The organism is Streptomyces liangshanensis, assembly GCF_011694815.1.
GTDB classification, from domain to species: Bacteria; Actinomycetota; Actinomycetes; order Streptomycetales; family Streptomycetaceae; genus Streptomyces; species Streptomyces liangshanensis.
This window is the reverse complement of sequence record NZ_CP050177.1, coordinates 3,602,541-3,617,276: the sequence shown is the minus strand read 5'-3', so window position 1 is coordinate 3,617,276 and position 14,736 is coordinate 3,602,541. Positions and strand designations below refer to the sequence as shown.

The 14,736-nt window shown below is 71.1% G+C and carries 16 protein-coding genes and 2 pseudogenes; 9 read left to right on the top strand and 9 right to left on the bottom strand.

Going from position 1 to position 14,736, the window contains the following annotated elements:
- Positions 1 to 247: 247 nt before the first annotated feature.
- The gene (locus HA039_RS15565; RefSeq protein WP_167029633.1) at positions 248 to 1,264 is read left to right on the top strand and encodes a hypothetical protein; all 1,017 of its coding nucleotides are present in this window, start codon (positions 248 to 250) and stop codon (positions 1,262 to 1,264) included.
- A 15-nt stretch (positions 1,265 to 1,279) separates the two neighbouring features.
- Here HA039_RS15565 and HA039_RS15560 read toward each other — a convergent pair whose 3' ends face one another.
- Positions 1,280 to 1,516, bottom strand: a complete 237-nt coding sequence (locus HA039_RS15560) for a DUF397 domain-containing protein (RefSeq protein ID WP_167029630.1) — start codon at positions 1,514 to 1,516, stop codon at positions 1,280 to 1,282.
- Positions 1,513 to 2,349, bottom strand: a complete 837-nt coding sequence (locus HA039_RS15555) for a helix-turn-helix domain-containing protein (protein ID WP_167029627.1) — start codon at positions 2,347 to 2,349, stop codon at positions 1,513 to 1,515. The genes HA039_RS15560 and HA039_RS15555 overlap by 4 nt, the downstream gene beginning before the upstream one ends.
- Positions 2,350 to 2,504: 155 nt before the next feature.
- On the opposite strand from HA039_RS15555, the pseudogene HA039_RS15550 reads away from it, so the two are divergent.
- Positions 2,505 to 2,903: pseudogene (locus HA039_RS15550) on the top strand (hypothetical protein); the annotation flags it as partial.
- A gap of 91 nt (positions 2,904 to 2,994) precedes the next feature.
- On the opposite strand, the gene HA039_RS15545 reads toward HA039_RS15550, so the two are convergent.
- Both HA039_RS15545 and HA039_RS15540 read right to left on the bottom strand, forming a co-directional pair.
- Positions 2,995 to 3,810, bottom strand: coding sequence for an alpha/beta fold hydrolase (locus HA039_RS15545; RefSeq protein ID WP_167029624.1), 816 nt, complete (start codon positions 3,808 to 3,810; stop codon positions 2,995 to 2,997).
- Between the two features lie 64 nt (positions 3,811 to 3,874).
- Positions 3,875 to 5,116 carry an MFS transporter gene (locus tag HA039_RS15540; protein WP_167029621.1) on the bottom strand — a complete coding sequence of 414 codons (1,242 nt, stop codon included), beginning with the start codon at positions 5,114 to 5,116 and terminating at the stop codon, positions 3,875 to 3,877.
- Between the two features lie 227 nt (positions 5,117 to 5,343).
- Here HA039_RS15540 and HA039_RS15535 point away from each other — a divergent pair, with 227 nt between their 5' ends.
- Entirely contained in the window at positions 5,344 to 5,856 is a 513-nt protein-coding gene (locus tag HA039_RS15535; protein ID WP_167029617.1) for a TetR-like C-terminal domain-containing protein, read from the top strand.
- Positions 5,857 to 5,895: 39 nt separating this feature from the next.
- On the opposite strand, the gene HA039_RS15530 is transcribed toward HA039_RS15535, so the two are convergent.
- Positions 5,896 to 7,176 (bottom strand): CynX/NimT family MFS transporter, encoded by a 1,281-nt coding sequence (locus HA039_RS15530; protein ID WP_167029613.1) that lies wholly within the window; start codon positions 7,174 to 7,176, stop codon positions 5,896 to 5,898.
- Positions 7,177 to 7,231: 55 nt separating this feature from the next.
- Between HA039_RS15530 and HA039_RS15525 the strand changes: the two genes are divergently transcribed.
- Positions 7,232 to 8,044 carry an AraC family transcriptional regulator gene (locus HA039_RS15525; RefSeq protein WP_167029610.1) on the top strand — a complete coding sequence of 271 codons (813 nt, stop codon included), beginning with the start codon at positions 7,232 to 7,234 and terminating at the stop codon, positions 8,042 to 8,044.
- A gap of 97 nt (positions 8,045 to 8,141) precedes the next feature.
- Here the strand turns inward: HA039_RS15525 and HA039_RS15520 are convergent, their stop codons facing one another.
- Complete coding sequence (locus HA039_RS15520) at positions 8,142 to 8,684, bottom strand: hypothetical protein (RefSeq protein ID WP_167029607.1); 543 nt, start codon at positions 8,682 to 8,684, stop codon at positions 8,142 to 8,144.
- A gap of 206 nt (positions 8,685 to 8,890) precedes the next feature.
- On the opposite strand from HA039_RS15520, the gene HA039_RS15515 reads away from it, so the two are divergent.
- Both HA039_RS15515 and HA039_RS15510 read left to right on the top strand, forming a co-directional pair.
- Positions 8,891 to 9,349, top strand: coding sequence for a nuclear transport factor 2 family protein (locus HA039_RS15515; protein ID WP_167029604.1), 459 nt, complete (start codon positions 8,891 to 8,893; stop codon positions 9,347 to 9,349).
- Positions 9,346 to 10,132 (top strand): annotated as a pseudogene (locus HA039_RS15510) (transposase). The gene HA039_RS15515 and the pseudogene HA039_RS15510 overlap by 4 nt, the downstream one beginning before the upstream one ends.
- Here the strand turns inward: HA039_RS15510 and HA039_RS15505 are convergent.
- Both HA039_RS15505 and HA039_RS15500 read right to left on the bottom strand, forming a co-directional pair.
- On the bottom strand, positions 10,116 to 10,883 hold the full coding sequence (locus HA039_RS15505) for an alpha/beta hydrolase family protein (RefSeq protein ID WP_167029601.1): 768 nt from the start codon (positions 10,881 to 10,883) through the stop codon (positions 10,116 to 10,118). The pseudogene HA039_RS15510 and the gene HA039_RS15505 sit on opposite strands and share 17 nt — an antisense overlap.
- Before the next feature lie 216 nt (positions 10,884 to 11,099).
- A complete protein-coding gene (locus HA039_RS15500) occupies positions 11,100 to 11,498 on the bottom strand; it encodes a winged helix-turn-helix transcriptional regulator (RefSeq protein WP_243869462.1) in 399 nt (132 codons plus the stop codon).
- 90 nt (positions 11,499 to 11,588) lie between these two features.
- Here HA039_RS15500 and HA039_RS15495 point away from each other — a divergent pair, with 90 nt between their 5' ends.
- Positions 11,589 to 12,500, top strand: coding sequence for an NAD(P)-dependent oxidoreductase (locus HA039_RS15495; protein WP_167029598.1), 912 nt, complete (start codon positions 11,589 to 11,591; stop codon positions 12,498 to 12,500).
- Between the two features lie 27 nt (positions 12,501 to 12,527).
- Here HA039_RS15495 and HA039_RS15490 read toward each other — a convergent pair whose 3' ends face one another.
- A complete protein-coding gene (locus HA039_RS15490; protein WP_167029595.1) occupies positions 12,528 to 13,253 on the bottom strand; it encodes an SDR family NAD(P)-dependent oxidoreductase in 726 nt (241 codons plus the stop codon).
- Positions 13,254 to 13,428: 175 nt separating this feature from the next.
- Here HA039_RS15490 and HA039_RS15485 point away from each other — a divergent pair, with 175 nt between their 5' ends.
- A complete protein-coding gene (locus HA039_RS15485; RefSeq protein ID WP_243869460.1) occupies positions 13,429 to 14,034 on the top strand; it encodes a hypothetical protein in 606 nt (201 codons plus the stop codon).
- A gap of 88 nt (positions 14,035 to 14,122) precedes the next feature.
- Positions 14,123 to 14,719, top strand: coding sequence for a methylated-DNA--[protein]-cysteine S-methyltransferase (locus HA039_RS15480; RefSeq protein ID WP_208298622.1), 597 nt, complete (start codon positions 14,123 to 14,125; stop codon positions 14,717 to 14,719).
- Positions 14,720 to 14,736: the final 17 nt, after the last annotated feature.

Here is a 14,736-nt window from a genome sequence, read left to right as displayed (position 1 = left end):
AGCCGGGCCTTGGTCGAAGCCCGATCGTCTTCTCCCGGAAACCGGTCCTCTCAGGAATCCGGTCTTCTCCAGGAAACCACTGGAACGCCGGATTCCGCAGCTGGGTTCCGACCCGGGCCTCTCCGCCGTCGACACCCCCTGACCTCCTCGGTCCGCTCAGCGGACCGACCCACAGACAAGTCCGCCCCGGAACCGGAGACTTCGGACTCCCGGGACCGCGGGTCCCGGGAGGACCGAGGAGGATCCCATGCACACACCGCGCACAGCTCGTACGCGCCGCCGCCTCCGCCGCCTCACGGGAGCCGCCGCCGCCCTGCTGGGCGTCGCCGCCGTCACCGCCGGAACCACCGGTACGGCCGGCGCCGCCGCGGCGGCGACCCGCTACACCTGGACCCCGCAGGCCACGGTCGGCGGCCTCACCAGCCACGCCCCCGCGGTGGGCAACTGCGGCAGCGACAACTTCCTCGTCTGGAAGGGAATGGGCAGCGATACGCGGATCTTCTTCGCCACCCGCGACGAAAGAGGCGTCTGGTCGCCCGAACACCAGGTGGAGGGCGGCGCGCTGACCAGCGAGGCCCCGGCGCTCGCGTGCGCCAACAACGTCGTGTACCTCGCGTACAAGGGCGTGGGCGCCGACACCACCCTCTACTGGACCCGCACCACGGACCACGGCTTCACCTGGACCCCCCAGGCAGCGGTGAGCGGTACGGCCCGCACCGACGCCCGGCCCGCCCTCGCCTTCACCTTCGAGCCCGACCGCATCAACTCGCCCGTCCTGGTGTGGAAGGACGCCGGTTCGACCCGCCTCAGCTACTCGTACCTGTGGGGCGGCGTGTGGCAGACCCCGGAGCCGGTACCGGGCGACGTCAGCACCTCCACCGGCCCGAGCGCCACCTGGGGCAGCGTGGTCTGGCGGGGCGCCGGCACGGACACCAGCATGTACGAGGCACGCTTCGGCCAGCCCGGGAAGGTGACCTGGGGTCCCGTCACCTTCTGGGGCGGCGACGGGCGCAGCAGCCACGCCCCGGGCGTGGACCGTTACGGCGACCGGGGCGTGTGGCGCGGGCGCGCCGACGACAGCCGCGTCTACTACTCGGTCCGGGACACCAACGGCAACTGGCAGCCGCAGGCGTTCGTCGACGCCGGCCTGACCAGCACCACACCGGCCGTCACGACGGTGGACCGCTTCAAGGCCCTGGTGGTCTGGAAGGGGGTCGGCGACGACCCGCGGATGTTCTTCAGCGTGGGTACGGCAACGAGCTGACCCGGGTCGGGGCGGTCAGGCCGTCCAGTCGAGGAACTTCGTCCAGGCGGTCGGGGCGACAGCGAAGGTGGGGCCTCCGGGGTTCTTGGAGTCCCGGAGGTGAATGGTGTGGGGGGTGGTGGCGACCTCGACGCACTGGGCGCCTTCGCTGTCGCTGTAGCTGGACTTGCGCCAGTTGAAGGCGACCTCGATGCACTCGCCACCACTGGAGCCGCTATAGCTGGACTTGAACCACTGCTGGGTGCTGGTCATTGCTCTTCTCCCGCCAACCGCTCGATGAGGGCCAGCGATTCACGCGGGCCGAGGGCCTGTGCGCGAATCTTCGCATAGATCTGAGTTAGGGCGCTCACCTTCGCTGGGTCGCTGATCACTTGGCTTTCGCGTTGTCCTTCCATGTAACCCAGATGGTCATGTTGGTCCGTCTCAATCAGCGTGAACGGACCGTCAGTACCGGCGTACTGACCGGAAAGGCCTTGGTTCAGTGGCATCACCTGGAGGGTGACGTTCCAGCGTTGAGCCATTGCGGCAAGGTGCAGCAGCTGCTCACGCATGATCGATGCGCTTCCGATCGTGCGCAGCAGAGCCGATTCGTCCACGACCAGCTCGATCACGGCCGGGGGGTTGTGGTCGAACACCGCCTTGCGGGCCATCCGGATGTCGACCAGTTCCTCCACCCGCTCGTCGGACATCTGCGGAAACCCGCCCGCGAAGAGTGCACGCGCGTAACCCTCAGTCTGGAACAGGCCGTTCACGAGCAGGACCTCGTACATCGTCAGGCTCCGCGCCTTCTGTTCGAACGCCACGAAGTCCTTGAAGCGGCTCGGGAACTTCTCTACGCGCACTTCCTCCCTCGCCCGCTCGAAGATGCCGCTTCCCTCGCCGAGCTCCCGCTCCAACCCCACCAACATCTGGTCGCTCGCGGGCTGGGCACACGTCTCCATCGCGCTGATCGCCGAGCCCGTGAACCCGATCTTCTTCCCCAACTCCTCCTGTGACCAACCCTTTTGCTTCCTCAGCAGTCGTGCGATGGCCGCCACGTAACGCATCGTCGGGCTTACCGTTTCCTTGTTCTCGGCTCGCGCCATTGCGATCCCCTCTCGACACAACCGGACTCAACCGGTCTCAACCGGAACCCACCGATTTCATTCCGCGTTCAACCACGTTCAAGCAGGTCAGGGCCGTACGCGACCTTCTGCCGTGATCGCGTAAAACGCTAGTCGGTGGGCCGCACACTGTCTCTATGGATGCGAGAACTCGCCAATTAAAGGCAAGCTGGATTCCGCTTTCGGGATTCCAACTCCGGAAGGCCGGCGTGCAATTCGACGCCGTACGGGTGGACGGGGACGACGGTCGTCGCCTCGCCGACGCGATGGAGGCGATCACGGCCGGGGACCCGGGCCCGATCGTCAGCGAGGCGAACGGGCGCCGGGCCGTGTACTTCTACTTACCGCCGGGAAGCACCGCGCTGCGGGCCTGGCCGCCGAGAGTGACGCGATTCAACTCCTGCTACGGGCACGTGAGTTACGTACCGGTGCCGGCGCTGGACGGGGACACCTGGCCGCTGTCCTGGTACGTACCGCCGACCGGGCCCGACCGGTTCGTACATCCGCTGCTCCTGCTGAACACCGCCACGCTGCTGTTCGGCGACGGCTCGACGCTGTGTCAGTGGGGCGACCGGGAAGAGCGGGGCGACCGGGGCGATTCCTACGCCTCGCCGTAACCGGCTCCTCTCAGCCCACGACCCCGGCCAGCAGCTTCGCCGTGCCCTCCGGGGCCTCCACCTGGAAGTGGTGGCTGCCGAGGTCGATCAGCACGATGTCGAGGCGGTCCGCGTACCGGTCCAGCGCCTCCCGCGTCACCAGCTCGCGTATGCCGAACACGGTGATCGGCTGCTTCGTCTCGCGCAGCGCCGCGTCCATGTCCCAGCGGACCAGGCCCTCGATGGCGCGCAGCCCGCCGGGCCGGCGCACCCGGACCATCTTCTCGAAGTACGCGTCCTTGAGCGCCGGTTCGGTCCCGGCCGGGGAGCCGCCTTCGACCAGGGCGCGTACCGCCGCGGGGAAGTCGTCGCGGAACAGGCCCAGCAGGTTGTCGGTCTGTTCCTCGCTCTGCGCGGGGAACAGGGAGAGGTAGTGCAGCCCGTCGAGGGCGACCACGTGCGAGACGGTGTCGGGGAGCAGCCGCCCGACCTCTACGGCGACCGCCGCGCCGTGGGAGTGCCCGGCCACGACGGCGGTGGTCACCGACTGGGCGTCCAGTACCGCCGCCACGTCGCGGGCGGACTCCTCGATGGTCCATACGGTCCGGGTCGACCGCGACTCGCCGTGCTCGGCGAGGTCGACGGCGAGGACGCGGTAGTGGTCGGGGAGGTGGCGGGTCACGGCGTCGAAGTCGTGGCGGTCGCAGGCCCAGCCGTGGATGAGGACCAGGACCGGTCCGTCGGCGGGGCCGGTGGCGGTGTACCGGATGGTGGTGTGGTCCGCCCGCCGGACGAGGAGGTTCTCGCTGTTGCTCGTGGTGTCGGTCGTGCTGCTTGAGGTCGTCACGGTGTTCCCTCTTTCGTACGTTACGTAGGGTGCCTGGCGGTTCGGGGGGTGCGCGCCCCGGGTCTCACTCGCCCGGGGACGCGGTGGCGCGGCGGCCTGCCCGTAGCTGGGCCAGTCGCAGGAGGAAGGCGACGGAGACGATTCCGACGATGGCCAGCGCGTAGATCTCGGTGGCGGTCCGCAGGCCGACGGCGGTGACGGCGATGCCGCCGAGCACGGCGGGGACGCTGTTGCCGAGGTAGTTGATGATGTTGGCGGAGGCGAAGACCGCGCCGCGCTCGTGCGGCCCGGCGAGCCGGGCGAACGTACCGAACGTCGCCAGTACGGAGGCGCCGAAGCCGACGCCCGCGACGACGGTCCCGGCGGCGGCGAGCCACACGTGGTGCGTCACCGTGCCCGCGAGGGCCGTCAGTACGCCCAGCCCGAGCAGCGCGGAGGACGGGGCCAGCAGCGAGGCCGCGGGACGGGTACGGAGGGCGGCCACCGTGAGCGCCCCGGTGCCCGCGAGGAGCGTGACGACGACGCCGCCGACGAGCCGGCTCCGTAGCCCGAACAACTCGCCCGCGACGGACGGCCCGAGGGAGAGGAACAGCCCGGCCAGCGCCCAACTGGCCACCATCGCGGGCACCACCGGCACGATGTCCGCGCGCAGGTGCGCGGGGAGCGCCGCCCGCGGGCGCAGGGAGGCGACGGCTCCCGGCCGGCGCGGGGAGGTCTCCGGGAGAAGGGCGGTGACCGGCAGCGCCGCGACCATGGCGGCGAGCAGCAGGGCGTAGACGAGCCGGGTCGGGGCGGGGCCGAACTCGACCAGGGCGCCGGAACCGAGGGCGCCGAGGGCGAGCCCGGTGAGGGGCGCCACCGAGGTGACGACGCCGGCGCGGCCCCGCGCGTGCGGGGGTTCGAGGTCGACGAGCGTGGCGCTGAGGGTGGTGGTCGCGGCGCCGGTGGCGATGCCCTGGAGTACGCGGGCGGTGGCGAGGACGGCGACGTTCCCGGCGGTGAGGAAGAGCACGAGGGCGACGATCTCCAGCGCGACGGCCGCGGCGAGGACCGGGCGGCGGCCGAGGTGGTCGGACAGGGCGCCGACGACGAGGAGTGAGGCCAGCAGGCCGACGACGTACAGGGCGAAGACGACGGTCAGGACCCAGGCGGCGAAGTGCCATTGCTGCTGGTAGACGGCGTAGAGGGGGGACGGGACGCTGGAGGCGGCGAGGAAGAGGACGAAGACGGCGGCGACGCTCGGGAAGGCGGCGGGCCGTGCGGGGGAGGGGGTGGGTGGGGAGGACAAGGTGACGTCGGCGCGCATAGTAATCTCGCAGCTCTCGCAGTGATCTGTGCGTTAGTGGTTTCACGCTAACACAAACGCAGCGATCGCTGCGTTTTAGTCGCAGTGATCAGTGCGATACTGGCTACGTGCCTCCTACTGCCGCGTCCTCCGCCTCACCGACCGGGAGCGCCTCACCGACCGGGAGCGCCTCGCCGACCGGGGCCGCCTCGTCGGCCGGGAGTCGGCCGGGGGGTCGTTCCGCCCGAGTGCGCGCGGCCGTGCACCGGGCCGTGGAGGAACTGGTCGCCGAGGAGGGCAACGAACCCCTGACGATCCCGGTCGTCGCCGCACGCGCGGGCGTGCACGCCACGACGGTCTACCGCCGCTGGGGCGCCGTCGGCGACCTGCTGGCCGACGTCGTGACGAGCCGTTTCTCCGGTGACATCGTGGTGCCGGACACCGGGAGCCTGCGCGGCGACCTGGAGCGCTACGCGTGCGACCTGGCCAAGGACCTCTGCGACCCGGACACCCTCGCCCTCGTACGCGCCACCATCGGCATCGGCGGAGAGCAGGGCGCCGCCGCCTGCCGTAGCGAACGCGAGCGGCAGCTCGAAGCCATCCTGGAACGGGACCAGGGCCGGGGCCACCGGCCCCCGACCCTGGAACGCACCACGGACGCCGTGCTCGCGCCGCTCTACTACCGGGCCGTCTTCACCGACTTCCCGCTCACCCTCGACTGGGCGCGCGGCCTCGTGACGTACCTGCTTCCCGCTGCCTGACCGATCGCCGGGCCCTTCGGGATCGACGTCCTGGCGGCCTCATGAGGACGCCAGGACGTGGCGGTCGCGGCTCGCGCCGAAGGACGCGACGGTCTGCGCGACGAGTACGGCGAGCAGCGCGGCGATCGGCACCGACCATCCCCCGCTCGCGGAGTGCAGCAGGCCCAGGCCGAGCGGGCCGAGGCAGGCGATGAGGTAGCCGACGCCCTGGGCCATCGTCGAGAGCCGGCCGGTGTGGTGGGCGTCGGGGGAGCGGGCGACGATGTAGCCGAGGGCGAGACCGATGGCGATGCCCTGGCCCAGGCCGAGGGCGGTCATCCAGAGGTAGGCGCCCGACACCGGGGACGTGAGCAGGCCGACGAAGCCGGTCGCGCACAGCACGGCGGCCGCGAGGGGCGCGGCGAAGGCGGGGCGCAGGCGCTGCTGGAGCCAGGGTGCGGCGAAGGAGGCGGCCATGCCGGGGAAGCTGGAGAAGGAGAGCATCCATCCGGCCTGGCTGTCGCTCATGCCGTGGTCCTGGAGGAGCGTCGGCAGCCAGGCGAGGATCGCGTAGTAGCCGAGGGACTGGAGTCCCATGAAGAGGGTCACGGCCCAGGCGGTCCGGTCGCGCCAGAGCGCCCCGAGGGCAGGCGCTCCGCCCCCTTCTCCTCTTCCGTGCCGCACGGCCTTCTGCTGCTGCTGGTGCGCGGAACGCCGTTCCGGGACGAGCAGTTCGGGAAGCCCGGCGAGGGCGGCGACGAGGGACGGGATCGCCCACAGCGCGAGCACCTGCCGCCAGCTCCAGCCGGTGGCCGACTCCAGCGGGACGACCACGCCCGCCGCGAGCGCGGCTCCGCCGGACAGGGCCAGGGAGTAGCAGCCGAGCATCAGCCCGGCGCGGCCGGCGAAGTCGTGCTTGATGAGCTGCGGCATCAGGACGTTGCCGACGGCGATCGCCGCGCCCGCGATCAGGGTGCCGCCGAACAGGGCGAGGACGCCCGGGACCGAGCGCAGCACGATGCCGACGGACAGCGCGAGGAGCGCGTACCAGAGCAGGTGGTGGGGTCCGAAGCGGCGGGTGAGCCGGGGCGCGAGGAACGCGAACGCCCCGAAGCAGACGACCGGCACCGTCGAGAGGGCCCCGGCGCCGAACGAGGACAGGTGCTCGTCGTGCTGGACCTCGGTGAGGACGGGGGAGAGGGAGGCGACGGCGATACGCAGGTTGAGCGCGGCCAGGCTGAACGCGACGGCGGCTTGCACGGCGCGCGCGCCGGCCGGTCCGGGAGGCGACGGCTGCGGGCCCGCCGCGGAAGGGGCCTGATGGGTGACTGGGCTGTTCATGCCATCCACTCTCGGACGGCGTGGCGGCGGCGGGCTACCGATAGGATGCCAATCCATGAGGGAAACCCGCCATCTTGATCCCGTGGAACGCGGCCGCATCGTCCTGGCCCACGGCCAGCGGCTGCCCACCCATGCCCACGACCGCGGTCACCTGGTCTATTCGGCCACCGGCGTGCTGTCCGTGACCACCGCCGGGGGTACGTGGATCGCCCCGCCGACCCGGGTCGCGTGGACCCCCGCGGCCTTCGAGCACCACCACACCGCGCACGGCAGCGCGGACATGCGGATCCTGTTCCTGTACGAGGCGCTCGCGGCCCGGCTGCCCGCGCATCCGGCCGTACTCACCGTCTCCGGACTCGCCCGCGAAGCCCTGCTGGCCCTGACGGCGGAGGAGGCGGACACCGGCGGGCGGGCGCCGGAGGCGGTGGACCGGCTGCACGCGGTGGTCGTCGACGAACTGACCGCGGCGCCCGAACAGCCACTGCACCTGCCCGAGCCGGCGGACGACCGCCTCCGGGCGCTGACCGGCATCCTGTACGCGGACCCCGCCAACCAGCAGACCCTCGCCGAGCTGGGCGCACGCGTAGGGGCGAGCGAACGCACGCTCAGCCGCCTCTTCGGCCAGGAACTCCGCATGAGCTTCCACCAGTGGCGCACACAACTACGCGTACACCACGCCCTCACCCTGCTCGCCGCACGCAAGTCCGTCACGGACACCGCCCTGGCCTGCGGCTGGGCCAACCCGACCAGCTTCATCGAAGCCTTCGCCACCCTGGTAGGCGAAACCCCCGGCCGCTACCGAACCCGCCAACTCCCGACGGGGGGCGGCCAGGCCCTCGGGGAACATCGGTTCAGCGGTTCTCGGTGAGCACGATCATGGTCCAGGCCCCGGCGGCCCCAGCGGCGCCGCAGGACCCCGGCGGCAGGTCCTCGCCCAGCGTGGCTGAACGTGCCCCCGCGCTGGTTCAGCTCGTCGCGGTGGTGGGTTCGGTCCGGAGCGACCAGTGGGTCATCGGACCCCATTTCGCCACCGTGCTCTCGACCGCGAGCAGGCCCTTCACCTTCGGTATGACAACGGCGTCGTTGAACTGGTGCTCGCGCCCCGCCAGCGTGGCGATGCGCCGCCCCTCTTCGTTGTAGACGGTCAACCGCCCTCCGGAGTCACCGAACTCGACGGCGAGCCGCGTTCCCGGCGCCGGGCACCGGAAGAGCCGCGACGTCGCGCCCTTGGCTTTCGGCGGCAGCGGCTCCGCGGGCATCGCGTCCGCGAAGCGGATCTTCCACCGGCCCGACATCTTCCAGCCCCGCTTGATCCGTACCGATTCACACTGCCCGGGCACAAGGAGAATGTGCGACTTCTCGCGACCGATCCCCGATGAGCCGGCGTCGTTCTCGGTGTAGCGCCCCTGGGGCTCGGTCACGCCGACAACCTCGAAACCCAAGCTGCCGATCCAGCCCCACGCCTCGATCCTCACCGGTCGGCCGCGCAGCCTCTCCGGCACCGCCACGACCCGCGACCCGTACCCCGAGAAGTAGTGTTCGGCGTTTGCGGCGCCTGACCTACCGAGCATTCCGCCCCCCCATATCAGAGGTTGATCGTAGTGGGGTTCGGCCCTTACCCCGCGGGTAATGGCGTGGGTTCGGTGGCGCTGGTGAGAATGGCGTTCTCGCCGCGTCGGTTCGGGCGCGGGGCGTCCGATCGGAGTGATGGGTCATGACCACGTCCACGTCCTTGCCAGTAGCCGCGTCCGAGGCCACGCGGGCTGTGGTGCACGAGTTGTTGCGCCGGATCGGGGAGGGGGACGCGGCGGGCATCGCCGAGATGTATGCCGTACGGGTCGACTGGAAGCTGGACTGGCCGGAGGCCGAGCACGGCAGGGCGGCGACGCCCTGGATCCGTCACCGCTCCACGCGGGCCGACGCGGCCGCCCACTTCCGCGAGCTGGCCGAGCACCACGTACCGGAGGAGGCGGCGACCGCCATCGAGGGCATCTTCGTGGACGGCCAGGACGCGGTCGTACTCGGCGAGATCCGCCAGACGGCCCGCGCCACGGGACGTGCGTACCGGGCGCGGTTCGCCCTGCACCTGACCGTCGAGGACGGCCTGATCACCCGGCACCACGTCTACGAGGACAGCCTCGCCGTGGCCCAGGCGTTCGCGGTGGAGGACTGAGGCGGGGGCGGCGTCCAGGGCCTGTCTGGAGTCGTGATCAACGCGGTTTCCTGCCGATAGGACGGTACGGCCCTTTCCCGCAGCACCTGCGCGAACAGTCCGAGGGCGTCATCCGGCGGTTTCGCACTGGCGGCCAATGGCGAGAGATACCCGAGGAGTTCGGGGCCCGGCAGACGGTCTACGACCGCTTTACCCGGTGGAGCGACGTCGGCGTGTTGGCCGCGCTGATGGAGGGGATGATCGCCGAGGCCGCGCGGCGCGGCCAGGCCGACATGTCCCTGGTCAGCGTGGACTCCACGGTGACCCGCGCCCATCATGATGCGGCTGGGATGGTGGTGGAACCGGAGGTCCTAGCGGCGCTGGAAGAGGCCGCGGCGCAGGAAAAGGGGCCACGGAAACCGGGCAAATCGCCCCAGCGACCGTCGACTCGCCGGTCCGGGAGTCCGAGCGGGCCGAGCGCCGACGGCTGCGGCGGCGCCGCGGGCCCGGCTCGAGGCAGCCGCACTGGGTCGCTCACGCGGTGGGCTGACCAGCAAGGTCCACCTCGCGGCAGACCGGCGCTGCCGCCCGCCGGCGTTCGTGCTCACGCCCTGACAGGCCGCCGACATCCGGGCGTGGCGGGGCCTGGCCACGCGCTACGACTGGACGCCTGCGAGCTACCTGGCGGGGCTTCAACTACGCGGATCCATCATTTGGATACGCAGCCTCGACCCGGGGCCGTGGTCGCGGCGCCAGGCCGGCAAGCCGGACGCCGCGACCGCTCCGGTCAGGCCGACGCGGTGACCGCTCCGCCGAGGTGCCGGGCGAAGAACCGGACCGCGCTGTCGACCTCGAACCGAGGCAGCTCCTTGTGCTTGCCCGAGTTCACGTGCAGCGATTTCTCCTTCGAGGCGAAGGCGTCGAACAGCGCGAGACCTTCCTCGCGCGAGATGTGCTCGTCGTCCCACTGCAGGTCGAACTCGATCGGGATGGTGATCTGCTTCGCCTTCTCGGCCAGGACATCGGGCCAGTGCTGACCGAAGACCGCGGCGGTGATCCTGGGTTCGATCGCCACGAACGGTACGCCGATCGCGGTGCCCATGTTGATGCCCCAGAAGCCGACCAGCCCGCCGGTGCCGATCTCCGGGATTTCCTGGAGGGCATCCAGGGCCGCCTGGTACTCGGGCACCGCGAGCTCCGCCAAGTGGTCGTTGTAGCGCACGACGATCGGGCCTTCAGGCTCGCCCGCCGCCCTCGCCCGGAACAGCTCGGCGATTTCCGCCTCGTCGTGCGCCGTGCGAGGCCGGTCGCCGTGACCGGGCGCGTCGATGACGGCGACGTGAAAGCCGCAGCGGGTCACGAGGCGCTGGGCGCGGCCGGACATCGCCGGGTGCTTCTTGTGGTTGCCGCCGCCGTGGGCCATCAGGATCAGGGGCGCACGATCGGCCGCATGGGAGGCCGACGACCAGAGGACGCCGGGGATGCCGCCCACGGTGAAGTCGCGTTCGAGCATGCCGTTCGACGACGACTCGGCGGTGAACTGCGGAGAGTACATAGGTGTTGCCTTTCGGGAGTGCCTTGTTGTCGAGGCGCTCCCGGCGACACCTACGTCAATCGCCGGCCGTGACGGGAAGGGGGAGCACCCACATGGATACAGCGTTCATGGGTCTCACCTCCTCGGGCGGTGTCGCGGTCGACCGAAAGCTACCAGCCCGACCGCGATCCCGCCCACCTCTTTTCCCCGCCACGTGATCACGACTCCAGACAGGCCCTAGGTCGCCGCCACCGCCTCGGCTGTCGCCACCGATTCGGTCACCGGCTCGGGCCCGGTGGCTTCGGTCTCGCGGCGCATTCGCTCCGTTCCCCAGGCGCCGAGCGGGACGAGTGCCTGGTTGAGGGTGCGGCCCTGGTCGGTCAGGGAGTACTCCACGCGCGGGGGCACCTCGGCGTGGACAACTCGCCGTACCAGACCGTCCTCCTCCATCTCGCGCAGGTGCTGCGTCAGCATCTTCTCGCTCACGCCCGGCAGACCGCGCCGGAGTTCCGCGAAGCGGCGTACCCCATGGGTGTCCAACTCCCAGAGGATCAGGCCCTTCCACTTGCCGCTGACCACATCGAGCGCGGCGTCGATGCCGCAGATGTACGGCCCGCGTCTCGGCGCTTTGGCCATCGCTGCTCCCCGATCCCCTTACCGAAAGGTAAGTACCGCAGTAAATAGTGGGTACTTCCGAGCGTAGTGGCGCTCTCCGAGCATGGAGGGGTGAACGAACAGCGGAAACACACCACCCATAGGCGCTGTAGCGCCGTCACCGTCATCGGGCTCGGGCCGATGGGGCGGGCGATGGCCCGTACCCTTCTCGCCGCCGGCCACCCGCTCACCGTCTGGAACCGTACCGCCGGCCGGGCCGACGAACTCGTCGCCGCCGGGGCGACGTTCGCCGCGACGCCGGGCGAGGCCGTCGGAGCGAGTGACCTCGTGATCCTCAGCCTCACCGACTACCGGGCCATGTACGACATCCTCGGCGCCGCCACGGCGTCACTCGCCGGGCGGACGCTGGTCAACCTCAGCTCCGACACACCCGACCGTACGCGCGAGGCGGCGACCTGGGCCGCCGGCCACGGTGCCGCGTTCCTCAGCGGTGGGGTGATGGTCCCGGCGCCGATGGTCGGGACGGCGGCGGCCCACGTCTACTACAGCGGGCCGGAAGGGGTGATGGAGGGGCACCGGGGGGTGTTGGCGTTGCTCGGCACACCCCGGTACCTGGGCGGGGATCCCGGTCTGGCGCAGATGATGTACCAAGCCCAACTCGCCGTGTTCCTCAGCACCTTGTCCGGCCTGATGCACGCCACCGCGATGCTGGGTACGGCGGGGATGAAGGCCCGGGAAGCGCTGCCGGAACTGCTCGCCTCCGCCGACTCGATCGGCGACATCCTGCGGGCCGGGGAGGAGAACCCCGGCGCGGCGCTCGACGCCGGGGAGCACCCCGGCGACCTCAGTACGGTCATCATGATGGGCGCGACGGCCGACCACATCGTGGAGACGAGCACGTCACTCGGCCTCGATCCGACGCTCGCCCTGGCCGTACAGGGGCATTACCGGCGGGCGATCGACCACGGGCACGGCGGCGACAACTGGACGCGCATCATCGACAGCATCCGCGAGCCGCGCTGACCGTACCTTCTTCGCTCGTTCACTCCCTCACTGAGCCAGGTAACCGCCGTCGATCGCGAGCGCGGCCCCGGTGGTGAAGGCCGCCTCGTCGCTCGCGAGGTAGAGGCATCCGTACGCGATGTCGATGGGGCGGGCGATGCGCTTCATCGGGGTGGCCGCGACCACCAGGTCGGTGATCTCCTGCGCCTGATTCTCGATCAAGGGTGTGGCGGTGATGCCGGGAATCACGGTGTTCACACGGATGCCGTCGCCGACGTACGTCACGGCGGCGTTCCGCGTCATCTGCTCGACCGCGGCCTTCGCGGCCTGGTAGGCTGCCGCGGCGGGGATGGCGGCGCTGCCCCAGATGGAGGAGATGTTGACGATGGAGCCGCCCCCGTTCTCGCGCATGACCGGGATGACCCGGCGCATTCCGAGGAAGGTGCCGGTCTGGATCAGGTCCACGGTCCTGCGCCAGTCCTCGACCGTCGAGTCGGCGATCGAGCTGTAACCGCCACCGCCCGCGCTGTTGACCAGGATGTCGAGCTTGCCGTGGCGTTCGACCAGCCGGGACACGACGGCGTCCCAGCCCTGCTCGTCGGTCACGTCGAGCCGTACGAACGCGACGCCGTTCTCGGCGGAACCGGCCTCGGGTACGGAGGTCCCGCCGCCGATGACGGTCGCCCCCTCCGCGGCGAACAGCTCCGCGACGCTGCGGCCGATGCCGCGCGTGGCACCGGCGACCAGTGCGACCTTGCCTGCGAGTCTCGCCATGGGGTTCCGCTCCTCGGTGTGTTCGTGTCCTCGGCTGTCCTGTGGCCGACGATCCGGCCGATATGGGTACTTTCTACACGTGAGGCCGAGCGCTCCCTCAGAAGCCCGCCGGGCGAGGGGAGGTGAGAGTGGAGCGCCCAGGCCCTCGGCGCCAGGGCCCCGTTACGGTGGCCGGGTGAACGGATCGAACGGATCGAACGGATCGAACGCGCCGGCCGCACCGGCCGAGATACCCGCCCGCCAGGGCGCGTTGTTGCCTCTCCTGGTTGCCGACCAGGAGGTCGTCGACTTCTTCGTGGGGGTCGCGGATCTCGACGCGACGAACCCGGCCGACCAGCACCTGGAGGACGGGGTCCGGCTTGCCTCGGGGGCCCGGTTGGAGCAGTTCGCGCGGGCGGGCTCGGGGGACGCTTTCTGCTTCGTCGGCGAGGGCGGTGAGGAACGCCCCGTCGTGTACGTCAGCCTTGACGGCGAGGCCGGACCGCTCGCGCTCGGGCTGGCGGAGTTGGTGCGGCTGTGTCTGGTGGCGCCGTGGTGGCGGGACGCTCCCGGGCGGACGGCCGGCGAACTCCGCGCGGTCGCCGACGAGTTCCGGGAGGACATGCCCGACCTCGACCGGCGACGCGACCGCGCGGCCCGGGCGCTCGGCCTCGATCCGGCCGGGCTGCCGTCCGAGGCGGCGGTCCTGGCCCGGCTCGGGGAGCTGTCCCGAGGACCGGTCGCCGCGACCTGCCTCGTTCTCGGGTGCGAGGGCGATCCGCTCGATCCCCTGTTCCCCTGACGGGCGGCAGCGCCCCGTCACCAGCGGGTTTCCGACGCCGGTCGCGGACCCGACCGGCGTCCGCCCGCCGCGCGGGTACGTTTCCCGTATGCGGAACGATCAAGGGGTGGGCTGGTTCACCGTGGAGACCCCGCTGCCCACGGGCGGCATGCGTATAGGTGTCACGGACCAGGGTGTGGTGTCGACGGTCGCGTTCGGGCCGGACGGTGATGGTGGCGGTGGCGGTGGCGGTGGCGAAGGGACACCCGCCGCGGACGCCGTCACCGGCGCCGACCTCACGACCGAGGACCGCCGGGCCGCCGCCGTCACCGCCCAACTGGCCGAGTACTTCGCGGGCCGGCGCCGGGAGTTCGACCTGCCCATCGACTGGCGCGTGACCACCGGCGCCCAACAGGCCGTCCTGCGGACGCTCCACCGCACGGTCGGGTACGGCAGGACCGTCACGTACGGCGAACTGGCCGACCTGAGCGGTGCGTTCGACGACGAACCCGGCGAACGCGGCCTGCGCGCCAAGACGGTGGGCTCGATCATGGGCTCGGCGCCGGTCTCCGTCCTGGTGCCGTGCCACCGCGTGGTGGCGGCGGGCGGGGTCGGCGGTTACGGGGGCGGCGAGGCGGGCCTCGCGACCAAGCACTGGCTGCTCACCCTGGAGGGAGTGCTGCCGCCGACGCTGGACTGGTCGTGAACGGGGCGGTGAGACCG

Bases quoted from the DNA above. Each gene is read 5' to 3' on its own strand.
- HA039_RS15565 (WP_167029633.1), top strand. From the start codon at position 248: ATGCACACACCGCGCACAGCTCGTACGCGCCGCCGCCTCCGCCGCCTC.
- HA039_RS15560 (WP_167029630.1), bottom strand. From the start codon at position 1,516: ATGACCAGCACCCAGCAGTGGTTCAAGTCCAGCTATAGCGGCTCCAGT.
- HA039_RS15555 (WP_167029627.1), bottom strand. From the start codon at position 2,349: ATGGCGCGAGCCGAGAACAAGGAAACGGTAAGCCCGACGATGCGTTAC.
- HA039_RS15540 (WP_167029621.1), bottom strand. From the start codon at position 5,116: ATGCGCGCCGACGTCACCTTGTCCTCCCCACCCACCCCCTCCCCCGCA.
- HA039_RS15530 (WP_167029613.1), bottom strand. From the start codon at position 7,176: ATGAACAGCCCAGTCACCCATCAGGCCCCTTCCGCGGCGGGCCCGCAG.
- HA039_RS15525 (WP_167029610.1), top strand. From the start codon at position 7,232: ATGAGGGAAACCCGCCATCTTGATCCCGTGGAACGCGGCCGCATCGTC.
- HA039_RS15515 (WP_167029604.1), top strand. From the start codon at position 8,891: ATGACCACGTCCACGTCCTTGCCAGTAGCCGCGTCCGAGGCCACGCGG.
- HA039_RS15505 (WP_167029601.1), bottom strand. From the start codon at position 10,883: ATGTACTCTCCGCAGTTCACCGCCGAGTCGTCGTCGAACGGCATGCTC.
- HA039_RS15500 (WP_243869462.1), bottom strand. From the start codon at position 11,498: ATGGCCAAAGCGCCGAGACGCGGGCCGTACATCTGCGGCATCGACGCC.
- HA039_RS15490 (WP_167029595.1), bottom strand. From the start codon at position 13,253: ATGGCGAGACTCGCAGGCAAGGTCGCACTGGTCGCCGGTGCCACGCGC.
- HA039_RS15480 (WP_208298622.1), top strand. From the start codon at position 14,123: ATGCGGAACGATCAAGGGGTGGGCTGGTTCACCGTGGAGACCCCGCTG.